General features: G+C 66.8%; 9 protein-coding genes. 8 read left to right on the top strand and 1 reads right to left on the bottom strand.

Going from position 1 to position 17,195, the window contains the following annotated elements:
- Positions 1-163 precede the first annotated feature (163 nt).
- A complete protein-coding gene (locus tag DLM85_RS24550; protein WP_111480836.1) occupies positions 164-1,204 on the bottom strand; it encodes a glycoside hydrolase family 43 protein in 1,041 nt (346 codons plus the stop codon).
- Between the two features lie 301 nt (positions 1,205-1,505).
- On the opposite strand from DLM85_RS24550, the gene lacZ reads away from it, so the two are divergent.
- The 8 genes from lacZ (at position 1,506) to DLM85_RS24510 (ending at position 17,082) form a co-directional block, all read left to right on the top strand.
- Entirely contained in the window at positions 1,506-4,685 is a 3,180-nt protein-coding gene (gene lacZ / locus DLM85_RS24545; RefSeq protein WP_111480835.1) for a beta-galactosidase, LacZ type, read from the top strand.
- A gap of 198 nt (positions 4,686-4,883) precedes the next feature.
- Positions 4,884-7,097 (top strand): BNR-4 repeat-containing protein, encoded by a 2,214-nt coding sequence (locus tag DLM85_RS26320; RefSeq protein WP_341537789.1) that lies wholly within the window; start codon positions 4,884-4,886, stop codon positions 7,095-7,097.
- A gap of 343 nt (positions 7,098-7,440) precedes the next feature.
- A complete protein-coding gene (locus DLM85_RS24535; protein WP_111480834.1) occupies positions 7,441-9,141 on the top strand; it encodes a sodium:solute symporter family transporter in 1,701 nt (566 codons plus the stop codon).
- Between the two features lie 4 nt (positions 9,142-9,145).
- Entirely contained in the window at positions 9,146-11,296 is a 2,151-nt protein-coding gene (locus DLM85_RS24530) for a beta-galactosidase (protein WP_207891099.1), read from the top strand.
- Between the two features lie 13 nt (positions 11,297-11,309).
- Positions 11,310-12,326, top strand: coding sequence for a LacI family DNA-binding transcriptional regulator (locus DLM85_RS24525; RefSeq protein WP_111480833.1), 1,017 nt, complete (start codon positions 11,310-11,312; stop codon positions 12,324-12,326).
- Positions 12,316-14,361: an alpha-L-arabinofuranosidase C-terminal domain-containing protein gene (locus tag DLM85_RS24520; RefSeq protein ID WP_111480832.1), complete on the top strand. Its 2,046-nt coding sequence runs from the start codon at positions 12,316-12,318 to the stop codon at positions 14,359-14,361. Before DLM85_RS24525 ends, DLM85_RS24520 begins: the two co-directional genes overlap by 11 nt.
- 787 nt (positions 14,362-15,148) lie before the next feature.
- Positions 15,149-16,108, top strand: coding sequence for a hypothetical protein (locus DLM85_RS24515; RefSeq protein ID WP_111480831.1), 960 nt, complete (start codon positions 15,149-15,151; stop codon positions 16,106-16,108).
- A gap of 614 nt (positions 16,109-16,722) precedes the next feature.
- Entirely contained in the window at positions 16,723-17,082 is a 360-nt protein-coding gene (locus tag DLM85_RS24510) for a response regulator (RefSeq protein ID WP_165822293.1), read from the top strand.
- The last annotated feature ends 113 nt before the right edge of the window (positions 17,083-17,195 follow it).

Here is a 17,195-nt window from a genome sequence, read left to right as displayed (position 1 = left end):
CGCCCGTATCGGCCGCCTCGTGCGCAAATCCCTCTCCTTCTCCCGCTCTCTGAAGCTGCTCGACGCTTGCATCCACCTGTTCCTACACGACTACAACGCCACGCGACACCCTCGTTGAGCCACTACCCTTTTTCCATGAGAATGGGGGTGGGAGCGGGGTAGGTTAGTGCTGCTTGGCGGCCGGGGCGGTGAGGCCTTCCGTGGTCATCTGCACGCGCTGCAGGGTGCCGTCTTTGTGGTAGCGCAGCCGGTCGATGCACACGGAGCGGTGGAAGCTGCTGCCGTGGGTGTTGATGGCGCCGTTGTGGTAAATGAAGTACCACTCGCCCCGGAACTCGATGATGGACTGGTGGTTGGTGTTGGAGTTGCCGGCCACTTCGTTGAGGATGCCCTGGTATGCCCAGGGGCCTTCCAGGCTGCGGCTCATGGCGTAGGCAATTTTTTCGGGGAAGCCGGTGGCGTAGCTCAGGTAGTACCAGCCCTTGCGGTAGTGCAGCCAGGGCGCTTCGGTAAACTGCGGCAGGGTGGTAATGGCGTGGATGGGGCCGTCCAGCTCGGTCATGTTGGCCTTGAGCCTGGCCCAGTAGCAGACCGTGTTGCCCCAGTACAGGTAGGCCTGGCCCTGGTCGTCGATGAACACCGTCGGGTCGATGTCGTCCCAGCTGATGTTGGTGTCCTTGGTCATGTCGTTGGTAATCAGGGCCGAGCCGCGGGCGTCCCGGAAGGGGCCGGTGGGCTGGTCGGCCACGGCCACGCCGATGGCCTTGCCGCCGATGCTGCCGTGCTCCACGGCCGCGTACCAGTAGTACTTGCCGCCCCGCTCGATGACCTGCGAGGCCCAGGCGTCGGCCTTGGCCCAGCTGAAGGCCTGCACGTTGAGCGGCGAGGGGTGCTCGGTCCAGTGCAGCATATCGGTGGACGAGTAGCAGAGCCACTGCTTCATAAAGTACCACTCCTTGCCGGGCGGCGGGTTGTCGTGGCCGGTGTAGAGGTACACCGTATTGCCCACCACCAGCGCGGCCGGGTCGGCGGTGTACTTGTCGCGGATGATGGGGTTGCCGTAGACGGGCAGCGGCGTGGGGCCGGTCACGTTCACCGGCTGGTCGGGGTTGCCGGGCGCGGCGGGCGTCTGGGCCCGGGCGGCCGGATCGAGCAGCAGCAGCGTGCCGAGCAGCAGCCCTAGGGCGTGCAGCGAAAAAGTCATGGGTAGGAGAGGGGGCAAACGTGGGGAATCGACTGCCTCAAAGTACGCGGGCGCGAGGGCGCGCCGGGGTGGGGGCGTTGGTCAACTCCGCGGGGCAAACTCGGCACTGTAGCGCGGGCCGAACCGAAGGAAGGCGCAGCCAAACTCGCGCTACGGCGGCCTGACGAATCTGCCCCCCGCTTTCCCCCGAAATGGCCCCGGCCCGCCGCTGAGCCGTGCGCTAGTATTGCTGAGGCGTTTCCGGAGCCTTTCGCGCCGCCCGGAGCAGGCTTTGCGCTTCTTTTCCGCCCACCCTTTCCCCATGCCCAACACCCGTTTCCTGACTGCCGCCCTGCTGCTGAGCGGCGGCCTGGCCGCTGCCCAGACCGCCCCCAACGAGTGGGAGAACCCGCAGCTCATCGACGAGCACAAGGAGAAGCCCCGCGCCTCCTTCATGCTCTTCGACCAAGCCGCCGACGTGGCCGCCGACGACTACACGCGCTCGGCCTACTACCAGAGCCTGAACGGCCCGTGGAAATTCCACTACGCCCCGCGCCCCGCCGAGCGGCCCACCGACTTCGCCCCGGCCGGCTTCAACGACGCCGGCTGGCAGACCATTGCGGTGCCCTCGAACTGGGAGCTGCAGGGCTTCGGTACCCCGATTTACACCAACATTGCCTACCCCTTCCCGCGCAACGCGCCCTTCATCGACGGGCGCGACAATCCCGTGGGCACCTACCGGCGCACGTTTACGGTGCCGGCGGGCTGGGCTGGGCGCGAGGTGCTGTTGCACTTCGGCTCTATCTCGGGCTACGCGGTGGCCTACGTCAACGGGCAGCGCGTGGGCATGAGCAAGGTGGCCAAGTCGCCGGCCGAGTTCAACATCACTCCGTACCTCAAGCCCGGCGAGAATCAGCTGGCCGTACAGGTGCTGCGCTGGCACGACGGCTCCTACCTCGAAGACCAGGACTTCTGGCGCGTCTCCGGCATCGACCGCGACGTGTACCTGACCGCGCTGCCCCCGCAAACCATCTGGGACGTGTTCACCCACGCCGACCTCGACCCGGGCTACCAGCACGGGCAGTTCGCGGCCGACGTGACGGTGCGCCAGTTCCGGGGCGCGGCCGCGCCCGCGCAGCTGCTGGTGGAAGTGCTCGACCCGGCCGGCCGGACCGTGCTGCGCCAGCAGCAGCCGGTGCCCGCCGCCTCGGGCGCCGGGCAGCAGACGGTGAAATTCAGCGGCGGCCGCATCAAGAACGTGCGGGCGTGGTCGGCCGAGACGCCTACGCTGTACCAGTGCCGCTTCACCTTGCAAGATGCCAGCGGCAAGACGCTGGCCCAGACGGGCACGCGCGTGGGCTTCCGCAAGGTGGAAATCAAGAACGCCCAGCTGCTGGTGAACGGCAAGCGCATCGAGGTGCACGGCGTGAACCGCCACGAGTGGGAGCCTACCACCGGCCGCGTGGTGACGGAAGCGGGTATGCGCCGCGACCTGGAGCTGATGCGGCAGTTCAACATCAACGCCATCCGCACCTCGCACTACCCCGACGACGAGCGGTTTTACCAGCTCTGCGACGAGCTGGGCTTCTACCTCGTCGACGAGGCCAACATCGAAACCCACGGCTACGGGGCCGAGTGGCAGAACTGGTTCGACAAAACCCAGCACCCGGCCTACCGCCCCGAGTGGGCCGCCGCCCACCAGGACCGCATCGAGCGGCTGGTGGAGCGCGACAAAAACCACCCCTCGGTTATCATCTGGAGCCTGGGCAACGAGTGCGGCAACGGGCCGGTGTTTCACGAGGCTTACAAGTGGCTGAAGCAGCGCGACCCCTCGCGCCCGGTGCAGTTCGAGCAGGCCGGCGAAAACGAAAACACCGACATCGTATGCCCCATGTACCCCGGTATGGGCTCGATGCGCCGCTACGCCGAGGCCACCGACAAAACCCGGCCCTACATCATGTGCGAGTACGCCCACTCGATGGGCAACGGACAGGGCAACTTTCAGGAATACTGGGACTTGATTCGTAGCAAACCGCACATGCAGGGCGGCTTCATCTGGGACTGGGTCGACCAGGGCATCCTGACCAAAACCAACGACAACCGCCCCTACTACGCTTACGGCGGCGACCTGGGCGGCTACTACCGGCAAAACGACGACAACGGCTGCGCCGACGGCCTTATCGGCCCCGACCGCGTGCCGCACCCCGGCCTCTACGAGGTCAAGAAAGTGTACCAGGACATCCGCTTCAGCGCCGCCCAGCCCGCCGCGGGCCGCGTGACGGTGCGCAACGGCTTCAACTTCCGCACCCTCGACGGCTATAACTTCCGCTGGGAGCTGCTGCGCAACGGCGCGGTGAGCAAGGCGGGCACCTTCGAGGTGAAGAAGCTGGAAGCCGGCCGGCAAAAGGAAGTGACGCTGCCGCTGCCCGCGCTGAAAGCCGAGCCCGGCGCCGAGTACGTGCTCAACGTGTTTGCCACCACCAAAACGGCCCAGCCCCTGCTGCCCGCCGGCTTCGAAGTGGCCCGGGAGCAGTTTGTGCTGACGCCCGCTGCCGCCTACTTCACGGCCGCGCCGGCCCCGGCTGCCGGTACCCTGGAAGTGAAGCGCGACGGGGACAAACTGACCTTCACGGCCGGCGAGGTGCGCGGCGAGTTCAATACCAAGCAGGGCCGCCTGACCGATTACCGCCTGAAGAACCAGTGGGTTATCGGCGGCTACCCCGAGCCCTACTTCTGGCGCGCCCCCACCGACAACGACTTCGGCAACGGCATGCCCCAAAACCTGGGCGCCTGGCGCACGGCCCACGCCGCCCGCCGCGTGCAGAAGGTAACCGTGGGCGAGCAGGGCGCGGCCGGCCTGCCCATCAAGGTGGAATACCTGCTGGCCGACCTGAACGTGCCCTACACCGTGGACTACCTTGTGGGCAACGACGGGGCCATTCAGGTAACCGCCGCCCTCGACATGACCGGCCGGGAGCTGCCCGAGCTGCCGCGCTTCGGCATGCGCCTGGACGTGCCGCGCCGCTTTAGCCGGGTGCAGTACTACGGCCGCGGCCCCTTCGACAACTACCAGGACCGTAACTCCGCCGCCTTCCTGGGTACCTACCAGGATACGGTGGGCACTACACTGAGCAGCAACTACATCCGTCCGCAGGAGCACGGCTACCGCACCGACGTGCGCTGGCTCACGCTCACGGATGCGCGCGGCCAGGGCCTGCGCGTGGACGCCGCCGGCCAGCCCCTGAGCTTCAGCGCCCTGCCGTTCCGCACCGAAGACCTCGACCCGGGCCTGACCAAAAAACAGCAGCACCCCACCGACATCAAGCTGCGCGGCACCACCACCCTGCACGTGGACCTGAAGCAGCGCGGCGTCGGCGGCGACGACAGCTGGGGCGCCCTGCCCCACGCCCCGTACCGCCTGCTCGACAAGCAGTACCGCTACAGCTACACCCTGCGCCTGATTGACGCGCAAACGCCCAGCCCGAGCGTGGGCAGCCGGTAGAAATCAGCCCGTCATGCTCATGTGGCATCCGCTTGCCGAACCGCAAGAAGCCACAGCCGAGTATTTCTTCGTTGCTGGTTTTGGCCTGATGTGCTCGACTAGGCAGATTATTACACCTTGAAAAATCGTCCGGCTCCCCCGCCCCCGTTTCGGAGCGGGGGCCGGGGGTGAGGCGCAACGCCCGCCCGCTTCTCACCCATGAACCACCCCGCCCGCCTGCTGCCCGCCCTGCTGCTCACCGTCTGCCTCGTGGCCCCCGCCGCCCGGGCCCAGACGCCCGTGGGCCTGGGCTGGGCCAAAAACAACGTCAACGGGGCCGTATTCCGCAAAAACTCGGTGGTGACCCGCAAGCGGGAGCAGTACACGGCCTACTACGACTCCCTCGGCTACGTGACGCTGGCCAAGCGCCGCCTGCCCGCCGGGGCCTGGCAGAGGCAGCGCACGCCCTACCAGGGCAATGTGAAGGACGCCCACAACGTCATCAGCCTGATGGTGGACGGCGCGGGCTTCGTGCATCTGGCCTTCGACCACCACAACAACCCGCTGCGCTACTGCCGGGGCAAGGCGGCCGGCTCGCTGGACATGGGCCCGCTGGAGCCCATGCTCGGCACCCGTGAGCAGAAGGTGACCTACCCCGAGTTTCACCGCTTCCCCAGCGGCGACCTGCTGTTCCTCTACCGCGACGGGGGCTCGGGCAACGGCAATCTGGTGCTGAACCGCTACGAGCTGAAAACCCGCCGCTGGACGCGCCTGCACGACGTGCTCATCGACGGCGAGGGCCGCCGCAACGCCTACTGGCAGGCCTGCATCGATGCCCGGGGCACCATCCACGTCTCCTGGGTGTGGCGCGAGTCGCCCGACGTGGCCTCCAATCACGACATGGCCTACGCCCGCTCCCTGGACGGGGGCCGCAGCTGGCAGCGCAGCAGCGGCGAAGCCTACCGCCTGCCCATCACCGAAGCCACGGCCGAGTACGCCGCCCGCATCCCGCAAGGCAGCGAGCTGATCAACCAGACCAGCATCACCGCCGACGCGGCCGGGCAGCCCTACATGGCCACCTACTGGCGGCCCGCGGGCACGCCGGTGCCGCAGTACCAGCTGATTTACCTGGACGGCCGGAGCTGGAAAACCGCGCAGGTGTCGCGGCGCAGCACGCCGTTCAGCCTGAGCGGGGCCGGCACCAAGAAGATTCCCATTGCCCGCCCCCAGCTGCTGGTGACCAGCAAGCAGGGCCGCACCGCCGCCTACCTCGTCTTCCGCGACGCTGAGCGCCAGGACCGCGCCGCCGTGGCTGCCTGCGCCGACCTGCGCCAGCCGCAGTGGCGCGTGACGGACCTGACCACCAGCAGCGTGGGCAACTGGGAGCCGAGCTACGACACCGAGCGGTGGCAGCGCGACGGGGTGCTCAGCCTCTTCGTGCAGCGCACCGGCCAGGGCGACGGGGAGCGGCTGGAAAACCTGCCCGCCCAGCCCGTCTACATCAAGGAGTGGCAGCCGACGTCGGATGCTGCTAGTGGAGCCGATAGTTGGAGCCTCAGCAGCGCGGCGGCCCCGGCTGCGCCGGTCCCGGCGGGCGGAGCTTCGGCCTCAGCTGGAACGGCTGCCGAAGCCACCCAGCCCCGGCCCAAAACCGCCGCGCCGACCCGCTACGAGGGCTGGAATCTGGTGTGGGCCGATGAGTTCAACCAGGACGGCCGGCCCGACCCGCAGAACTGGCAGTTCGAGAACGGCTTCGTGCGCAACCACGAGCTGCAGTGGTACCAGCCCGACAACGCCTGGGTGGAAAACGGCCTGCTCGTCATCGAAGCGCGGAAGGAGAACCGCCCCAACCCCGACTACCAGCCCGGCAGCCCCGACTGGCGCCGCAGCCGCCCGACCATCGAGTACTCGGCCAGCAGCCTGAATACCAGCGGCCGGCAGCAGTTTCAGTACGGCCGCTTCGAGATGCGCGCCCGCATCGACCCGCGCCCCGGCCTCTGGCCCGCGTTCTGGACGCTGGGCGTGAAAGGAGAGTGGCCCGCGAACGGCGAAATCGACATCATGGAATTTTACCGCGGCAAGGTGCTGGCCAACGTGGCCTCGGGCACGGCCAAGCGCTACTCCGCCAAGTGGCACAGCCAGACCAAGCCCGTAGCCGACTTCCACGACCCGGCCTGGGCCAGCAAGTTCCACGTCTGGCGCATGGATTGGGACGCGCAGGCCATCCGCCTCTACCTCGACGACGAGCTGCTCAACGAAACCCCGCTCACCCAGACCGTGAACCAGGACGGCACCGGCCTGAACCCCATGATGCAGCCCCACTACATCCTGCTGAACCTGGCCCTGGGCGGCGACAACGGCGGCCCCCTCGAAGGCACCACCTTCCCCAACCGCTACGAAGTCGACTACGTGCGCGTGTACCAGCGGCCTTAGGGCTCAGTAGCACGACAAACAAGACCGTCATGCTGAGCCTGTCGCAGCATCTCTACCGCTTCGCCTGCTTACCCTGGAGCATCACCTGAGCGAAGCAATCCAAAATCATTGCCGACGTCCGGCTCCCCCTCTCCGAAAAAGGAGAGGGGCCGGGGGGTGAGGCGCCCACACGGCGCTACGTCAGCACGCGAGATGTCTCGGCTTCGCTCGGCAGGACGCCCAAATGAACCCAGCGGAGCAGTAGAGACGCTTGGCTGCGCCGACCTTCGGTTCGACAGGCGCACGTCAGATGGACCATGACGTGCTGACAAAACCCAAATAGCCTTTCCATTACCGCATTTCCATGCCCCAACATCTTACCGCCCTTGACCTGACGGTTTTCCTGCTCTACCTCGGCGGCGTCGGCGGCTACGGGTACTACGTGTACCGCAGCAAGCACAAAACCCAGATTGACACCAAGGACTACTTCCTGGCGGAAGGCTCGCTGACGTGGTGGGCCATCGGGGCCTCGATGATTGCCTCCAACATCTCGGCCGAGCAGTTCATCGGCATGTCGGGCAACGGGTTTACGGTGGGCGTGGCCGTGGCGGCCTACGAGTGGGTGGCGGCCATCGTGCTCATCATCGTGGCGGTGTTCTTTATGCCCATCTACCTGAAGCAGCACATCTACACCATGCCGCAGTTTCTGGAGCAGCGCTACAACGCCGCCCTGAGTTTGGTAATGAGTATTTTCTGGCTGTTTCTGTACGTGCTGGTGAACCTGACAGCCATTCTTTACCTCGGGGCGCTGGCCATCAACAACCTCACCGGCGGCGGCCACTTCCACCTCATCATGGTGGCGCTGGCCGTTTTCGCCCTGCTCATCACCCTGGGCGGCATGAAGGTGGTTGGCTACACCGACGTGGTGCAGGTGCTGGTGCTCATCGTGGGCGGGCTGCTCACCACCTACATTGCCCTCACGATGGTCAGCCAGCACTTTGGGCTGGGCAACGACATCCTGGCCGGCTTCAACATGATGATGCACGACGCCAATGACCACTTTCACATGGTCTTCGCGAAGCCCGGGCCGAACACCCCGCAGGCGGACGTGGACAAGTACCTGATGCTGCCGGGCATTGCCATGTACTTCGCCGGGCAGTGGATTGTGAACCTGAACTACTGGGGCTGCAACCAGTACATCACGCAACGTGCCTTAGGTGCCGACCTCAAGACGGCCCGCACCGGCATCCTGTTCGCCGGCCTCTTGAAGCTGCTCATGCCCGTCATCGTGATGCTGCCCGGCATTGCGGCCTACGTGCTCTACAAAAACGGCGGGCTGCGGGCCGAAATGAGCTCCGGCGGCGCCTTCAACCCCGACAACGCCTACTCGGCCATCCTCACCTTCCTGCCCAACGGCCTGAAGGGCCTGAGCCTGGCCGCCCTCACCGCCGCCATCGTGGCCTCGCTGGCCGGCAAGGTCAACTCGATTTCCACCATCTTCACCCTCGACATCTACAAGCGCTACCTGCGGCCCGAATCGAGCGAGCAGCAGCTGGTGTGGGTGGGCCGGCTGACGGTCTTCGTGGCCATGCTGCTGGGTGTCGCCCTGACCTGGGAAGATTTGCTGGGCATCGGCAGCGCGGGCGGCTTCACTTACATCCAGAAGTACACCGGCTTCATTTCGCCGGGCATCGTGGCGGTGTTTGTGCTGGGCATGTTCTGGCAGCGCACCACCGCGCCGGCCGCCATTGCGGGCATCCTGGCCGGCTTCGTGCTGTCGGTGTTCTTCAACAACTACGCGCCCGGCGTCTTCGGCCCCGAGACGCTGTTCTACACGGCCTTTCCCAACGGCAAGGGCGGCTACGAAATTCCCTTCCTGATCTGCATGGGCCTCTCGTTCGCCTTCACCTTCGTGCTGATGGTGGGCATGAGCCTGGCCGGGCCGGTGGTCAACGCCCGCGCCCTGCACATCGATGCGCGCCTGTTCCGCGTCAGCGGGCAGACGCTGAGCCTCATCGTGGTGACGCTGCTGCTGATTTCGGCCCTGTACGTTAAGTTCTGGTAAGACTATGCCCGTTTCGCTCCGCATTTGCCTGGCCCGCCTCGGCTTCGCCGGCCTGCTGACGCTGCCCCTGCAAGCCGGCCTGCCCGTGCCTGTGCGGGCGCAGGCGGCCCGGATGCCGGACGCGCCGCCGGCCCGTAAGTTCTTCCCGGCTGAGGACTTGTTCAAAGTCGGCTCCTACTACTACCCCGAGCAGTGGCCGGCCAGCCAGTGGGAGCGGGACCTGCAGAACATCGGCCGCCTGGGCTTCGACTTCACCCACTACGGCGAGTTTGCCTGGGCCGCGATGGAGCCCACCGAGGGCCAGTACGACTTCGCCTGGCTGGACCGCGCCATCGAACTGGCGGCCAAAAACAACGTGCGGGTAGTGCTCTGCACGCCCTCGCCCACGCCGCCGGCCTGGCTCACCCAGCAGCACCCCGACGTGCTGATGGTCGATGCCGAGGGCCGCACCATGCAGCACGGGGCGCGGCAGCACGCGTCGTGGTCGAGCGCGGTGTACCGGCAGTACGTGACGCGCATCGTGACCGAGCTGGCCCGGCGCTACGGGCAGAACAAAACCGTGTGGGGCTGGCAGATCGACAACGAGCCCTCGCACTACGGCCAGTACGACTACAGCCCCAACGCCCAGGCCGCCTTTCGCCGCTGGCTGCAGGCCAAGTACCGAACCGTGGCCGCGCTCAACGCCAGCTGGGGCAACGCCTTCTGGAGCCAGAGCTACAACGCGTTCGAGCAAATCCGCATCCCGAACGCGCAGGAGCTGGTGCAGCAGGCCAACCCCCACGCCGTGCTCGATTTCAAACGCTTCTCCGCCGACGAAGCCGCCGATTTCGTGCTGATGCAGCAACAGACGCTGCGCCAGTACGTGGCCCCCCGGCAGTGGATTACCACCAACCTGATGCCCGACCACGCCCCGGTGGACCCGCTGCGGCTGAAGCAGCTGGACCTGGTAACCTACACCAAGTACCTGGCCGCCGGCTACGACCTGGGCACCGGCGAGCAGGGCTTCCGCCTGGGCAGCAGCACCAGCATCGGCCTCTCGAACGATCTGTTCCGGCCCATCACCGGCCTGACGGGCGTGATGGAACTGCAGCCGGGGCAGGTGAACTGGGGCCGCTTCAACCCGCAGACCCTGCCCGGCGCCGTGCGCCTGTGGATGTTTCACACCCTGGCCGGCGGCAACGAGTTCGTGTGCAACTACCGCTTCCGCCAGCCCTTGAGCGGCGGCGAGCAGTACCACTACGGCATCATGCAGCCCGACGGGGTGACGCTCAGCCGATCCGGCCACGAGTACGTGCAGGTCATCCAGGAAATCCGGCAGCTGCGCAAGCAGGCCGACGCCAAGGCGAAAATGCCCGCTGACCACGCCCGCCGCCGCACCGCCATCCTGTACCACCCCGACAACCGCTGGGAGCAGGACTACCAGCCCCAGACCAATCAGTGGAGCTTCTGGGGCCACCTCACCCGTTACTACCGCGCCCTGAAAGCCTGCGGCGCCCCGGTCGACGTCATCGACGAAAGCCACGACTTCGCGCCGTACCCGGTGCTCGTGGCCCCGGCCTACCAGCTGCTCGACCAGCCGCTGGTGGCGCGCTGGCGCCGGTACGCCGAGCAGGGCGGCCACCTGGTGCTGACCAGCCGCACCGGCCAGAAGGACCGCGAAGCCCACCTCTGGGAGCAGCGCCTCGGCGGCCCCATCCACGAGCTGATCGGCACGAAGGAAATCTATTTCGACTTGCTGCCCGAAAGCCTGCGCGCCCAGGTGCAGCTGGGCGCCGCGAGCTACGCCTGGAACAACTGGGGCGACGTGCTCGACCCCGCCGCCGGCACCGAAGCCTGGGCCACCTACGCCGACCAGTTCTACCGGGGCCGGGCCGCCGTGCTGCACCGCCGCCTGGGCAAGGGCTCGGTCACCTACATTGGCCCCGACACCGACGACGGCCGCCTGGAAGAAGCTACCCTGCGCCGCGTGTACGCCGAAGCCGGCATTCCCGTGCTGACCCTGCCCGAGGGCGTGACGGTGGAATGGTCGCGCGGGCTGTGGTACGGGCTGAACTACTCCTCGGAGCCCCAAACCCTGCCCGTGCCCGCCGGCGCCAAGGTGCTGCTGGGCAGCCGCGCGCTGGCCCCGGCCGGCGTGGTGGTGTGGAAAGACTAAGCCCGGCACCGTTATGATTACCATCGTCGACCTGGCCGAACAGCTGAATTTGTCGCCCTCCACGGTGTCGCGGGCTTTGGCGGGCAAAAGCGACATCGGCACAAGCACTGCCCAACGCGTACGTGACCTGGCCCAGCAGCTGGGTTACCGCCCCAATGGCTCGGCCGTCAGCCTGCGGCGGGGTAAAAGCAAAACCCTGGGCGTCATCACCCCGCACCTGAGCAACAACTTCTTCGCCGAAATCCTGACCGGCATTGAAGCCGCGGCCAGCCGGGAGGGCTACCAGGTGCTGGTGTGCCAGTCAAACGACGATGCGGCGCAAGAGCAGCGCCATCTGGAGCTGCTGCTGCGGGCCCAGGTCGATGGCATCCTGCTGTCCTTGGCCCGCACCACCCGGAGTCCGCAGCCGTTCAATCAGCTGGGCCAGCGCCCGGTGCCAATCGTGTTCTTTGACCGGTATTTAACCGGCGACAGCCGCCACGCCGTCGTGATAGATGACTACGCGGCGGGTTACCGGGCCACCTGCCACTTGCTGGAGCAGGGCTACCGACACATCGTGCACGTCACGGGGCCGCAGCACCTGAGTATCTACCACCAGCGGCGGCGCGGCTACGAGCAGGCCCTCCGCCAGCAAGGCCTGGCGTCGTCGCTGCTGATTGCCGGCAGCCTGAAACTGGCCGATGGCGTGGCGGCCGCCCGGCAGCTGCTGGCCGCCACGCCACGGCCCGACGCCATTTTCGCCGCCAGCGACTTTGCGGCCTTGGGCATCCTGCAGGTGCTGAAGGAGCGCAAAATCGAGGTGCCGCAGCAGATGGGCCTGGTCGGTTGCAGCAACGAGCTGGTGTCGCAGTTTACCGAACCAGCCTTGACGACCATCGACCAGCACGGCGAAACCATCGGCCAGCAGGCCACGCGTCTGCTGTTGCAACTGCTACAGAACACGGATTCTGCGGTAAAGCCTCTGCAGATTGTTCTTTCGCCTACTCTCCATGTTCGGGCCTCGTCCAGCCGCCCCCCTCATGCGCGCTAAATTCTGTGTTTTGTGCTGCGGTCTGACCGCCAGCGTTTTCCCCAGCCATGCCCAGTCGGTGGCGCCCGCCGTCATTACCGTGCGGGCCGATCAGCCCGGCGCGGCCGTACCCAAAACCATGTTCGGCCTGTTCTTCGAGGACATCAACTTCGCCGCCGACGGCGGGCTGTACCCCGAATTGGTCAAGAACAAGTCCTTCGAGCTGCCCGAGCCGCTGCTGGGCTGGCGCGCCCTGCGCGGGGGCGCCGCCCTGGAAGCCTACCAGGTACGCACCGATGGCCCCGCCAACCCCGCCAGCCCGCACTACCTGCGCCTGGCGGCCCGCACGGCCTCGCCCGACGCGGGTGTAATCAACGACGGCTTCCGCGGCATGGGCGTCAAGCAGGGCGAGGAATACACGCTCACCCTGCTGGCCCGCCGCCCCGCCGGCGACGTGCGCCGCCTGCGCGTGACCCTGGAAGGCGACAAAGGCGCCCCGCTGGCCGAAGCCGCCCTGCCGCTGCCCGCCGGCGCCGAGTGGCAACCCCTCACGCTTACGCTTCGCCCCGCGGCCACCTTCGCCAAAGCCCGCCTGCGCCTGGTGCTCGACGGGGCCGGCACCGTCGACCTCGACGCCGTGTCGCTGTACCCGAAAACCACCTGGATTGGCCGCCCCAACGGCCTGCGGCCCGACCTGGTGCAGTTGCTGAAGGACCTGAAACCCGGCTTTCTGCGCTTCCCCGGTGGCTGCATCGTGGAGGGCCGTACGCTCTCCAACCGCTACCAGTGGAAGCAGACCATCGGCGAGGTGGCCAGCCGCCAGCCGATGATCAACCGCTGGAACACCGAGTTTGCCCACCGCTTCACGCCCGATTATTACCAGTCCTTCGGCCTGGGCTTCTTCGAGTATTTCCAGCTGTCGGAGGACATCGGGGCCGAGCCGCTGCCCATCCTGAACGTGGGCATGGCCTGCCAGTACAACTCCGCCGAGCTGGCCCCGCTGGGGGCTGCCGGTCCGAGCGCGCCCGCTGGCCACGACCACGCCCAGGACGACCCCACGCTCGATACCTTTATCCAGGACGCGCTGGATTTGCTGGAATTCGCCAACGGCCCCGCCACCTCGCCCTGGGGCGCCCGGCGCGTGGCCATGGGCCACCCGGCCCCGTTCAACCTGAAGTACCTCGGCGTGGGCAACGAACAGTGGGGGCCGCAGTACCTGGAGCGCTACGAGCCCTTTGCCAAGGCCGTCAAGGCCAAGTACCCGCGGGTGCAGCTGGTAAGCAGCGCCGGCCCCAGCCCCGACGGGGCCAGCTTCGACCTGGCCACCAAGCGCCTGCGCGAGATGCCCGCCGGCCTGGTCGACCTCATCGACGAGCATTACTACGCCCGCCCCGAGTGGTTTCGGGAGCACGCCGGCCGCTACGACAATTACCCGCGCACCGGCCCCAAAATCTTCGCCGGCGAGTATGCCGCCCACCCGCAGGGCGTCGGCAACGCCAAAAACCGCAACACCTGGGATGCTGCTCTCTCCGAAGCCGCCTTTATGACCGGGCTGGAGCGCAACGCCGACGTGGTGCAGATGGCCTCCTACGCCCCGCTCTTCGCTCACGTTGACGCCTGGCAGTGGGCGCCCGACCTGATTTGGTTTGACAACCTGCAGGCCTACGGCACCCCGAGCTACTACGTGCAGCAGCTGTTCTCGCTACACAAAGGCACCCGCGTGCTGCCCGTGCAGCTGCCCGCCGGCGCCAAAAACGGCCAGGACGGCCTCTACGTCAGCGCCGTGGCCGATGGCAACGACGTCGTGGTGAAGCTGGTGAACTACGCCGCGACGCCGCGCCCCGTGCAGCTGGACCTGAATGGCCTGAAGCGGCCCGCCAAAACCGGGCAGGCGCAGGTGCTGGCCGCGGCCGACCTGCAAACCGAAAACAGCCTGCAGGAACCCCGCAAGCTGGCCCCCGCCGTGCAGTCGTTTGCCCTGAAGGAAGGCAGGGCAAGCTACCGGTTGGCGCCCTATTCGCTGACGGTACTGCGAGTTGCCTCTCAGAAGCATTAGCAATGAGGCCCCGGCATACTGACAGGAAGGGTTAACGGTCGCGTAGCCGGCGTATGGTAGCGGCGCGGTGCGCAAGACCAAAAAACGCTGATTGGGTTTGGCGTAGCGGGTAGCTGCGCGGCGGAACTGCCTGAGGAGGCTGAACAGCTGCTCAATACAATGGCGCCGGGCATACCGCCCGGCGTCGGGAAGGCAGGGCGTGCGGCGCGTGCCCGTTACCGCGCCCCGGATGCGCCCGCTACAGCACCGCCTCCCCAAACGGCCGGTTGCCTTGCGGCCACGGCCCCACTCGTATCCGCCCAGCCCGGCCGCAGAAGCGCCCGCCGCCCGCGCTGTGCATCGGTCAACCATCATTGGAACCCGCGCCCCGGGCTGTCGGAGGGGGCGACGGCACACTGAATCCGGCGGCAGTCGATTTCGACCAGATTTCAAGCGGCATCAGCTCGGTGACGGTTCTGCTGAACAACGGCACCGGCGCCTTCGTCGCTGCCGCCGGGCGGGCCGGGGCGCCGTCGGTGGCATCAAGCCGGTCGATATTTTTCCAAGCAGAGGGGTTGCAGGGGGCATTTTCAAGCACACGGCGAAATGCTTCGCTTGCTTCCGGGGCCAAGCACGTGCGCAGGTAGCGTGCGCACGAGGGCCGCATGGCTGCTGGTCTGGCCGCCGTTGCGGCGGGTTTCAGCCTTTGCCGCGGGAGGGCGCGGCCGCCAACCGCCACCGGATTTGCTTTCCAAGCGCTGCACGTGCAATTTCAAGCGCTTTTTTCACCTTTCTTCATCGTTGCCCTTTGAAATACTCTTTACTCCTGTTCCTATTCCTGCCGCTCCCCTCGTTTGCGCAGTTTGGCCGCACCTACACCGGCCCGACCATGCAGCAGAATCAACAGTCCCGGCAGCAGTTTAATCAGATGACCAATCAGCGGACGCAGGACTTTCAGCAGCGGCAGCTGCAAAAAAACCGGGGCGGGTACGGCGGCCAGTCCATGACGCGGGAGGCGCAGCTGCAGGCCCAGGCCAAACGGGAGCAGGAAGCCAACGAAAAACTCGCCCAGCTCGCGCAGGAACAGCAGCGCAAGCGGCAGCAGCACCCGGCCGCGAATCCGCAGCAGGCGGCCCTGCAGCAGAAAAAAGACGACAAGCAGCTGACCCTGCTCGCCGTGAAAAACTACCGCGAGGTGTTCCTGCCCGGGCAGGTGTCCAACGCGCTGGACGCGCGGCAACTGTCGCCGAAGGCGCAGCAGCAGCTGGGCAACCTCAACGAGCATCTGACCGACAAGGCGTGGTGGAAAAAACAGGAGGGGGCGCAGCTGCCAGGCACCATCAAGGCGTACGGCGACACGCTGAACGCCCTCGCCGCCGGCCTGCTCGGCTTCGACGTGGCCTCGCCCCCGGCAATGCCCGCCCCGCTCTCGGTCAGCGGCCTCAATGCCCAGCTGGCCACCGACGTGTTCGACCAGAACGCCGTCACGCAACTCGTGGGCGAAGCGGCGCTGAGCGAAAAACTCCTCGCCGGCGAACAGCTTATCAAGGCCGTCACCGAGTTTAGCCGCCTGAGCGCGGCGGCTGCCAGCCCGGAGCCGCAACGCGACCCGGCGAAATGGAAGGAGCAGGTGCAGGATGGGCTGCGCCAGGTCAACAAAGCCATGAGCCGTTACAACGTGCGCATGAGCGAGTTAACGATTGTGTACGAGGCGCAAAAAGCCCTGCTGAAGTCGACCGGGGCCTACGTGGCGAAAAACGGCAAATAAGCCGGCCGGGTGGCCACCGGCGCCCTGCTGCACCCGGAGCCGCCGGTGGCCGCTCCCGCTGGCCGCGGGCGGGACGGCAGGCCGCGGGCTGCCAGCGTCGTTATGAACAGGCAACAGCCCCGGCGGAGCAACTCTGCCGGGGCTGTTGCTTGGTGGCCATCCGTGCCAGTACGCAGCAGCCAATCGGGGAACGAGGGTAGGGGAAATTGCCCGGCAGCGCGGATTGACGCGGGTTGGCCGGCAGGGTTTCTTTGCGTACGCCCGCCCATCCGACCTGTTGTTCCGCTTATGCTGCTCACTCGCACTCCTTTGCCGGCCGTGCTGCCTGTAGCGGCGGGGCGGCCACCGTTTCCGCCCAGCAACCGGCCCGGCGCTGCGAAACCAAGGCTGCTGGCCGCACGGGGAAGCGCAGCCCGGCGGTGGCGCGGCCGGGCTGCGCTTCCCGGGGGGCTGCCGCCGGGCCGATACGGCCGGAATAGCGCCGCCCGCATTGGCGCGGCGGGCTGGCGGCACCCGGAATCGTCCTGGTTTGCCGGGAGCTAACCACTTGCTTATCTTGTTCTTCCAGCTGAATGTTGTTTCTTCGTACGGCCACCCGTCTCGTTGCGCCTTTCATGAGTGTAGCCCCTTTGCCAGCCAGTAGCATTCCGCTTCTGCTCGTCGATGACCACCAGCTGGTGCTGGAAGGCGTGCGGGTGCTGCTGGGCCACGACCCGGGGCTGCACGTGGTGGCTATGGCCAACTCGGGGGCGGCGGCGCTGCTGCGCCTGCAGCAGCACCCCGAGGTGCAGGTAGCCGTGGTCGATCTGAACATGCCGCAGATGTCGGGCGTGCAGCTCACGCGGGCCATTCGCGAGCAGTTTCCGCACGTGCGGGTGCTGGCCCTGAGCATGTTTCACGACCACGCCTCGGTGCAGGAAGTGCTGGGGGCCGGCGGCTCGGGCTACCTGCTCAAGAACACTGAGGTGGTCTAACCGGAACGGACAGGGAGAAGTCTTACCTTCCGCTGTCTATGCCCGAACAGAAACCAACTGACGGTCAACCCGTCCCGCGCAAGAAGTACACGCCGGCCTTCAAGGCCGAGTGC

This window comes from Hymenobacter edaphi (assembly GCF_003258365.1).
GTDB lineage: Bacteria > Bacteroidota > Bacteroidia > Cytophagales > Hymenobacteraceae > Solirubrum > Solirubrum edaphi.
The sequence above is the reverse complement of the archived record's forward strand: the minus strand, read 5'-3'. Positions and strand labels throughout refer to the sequence as shown.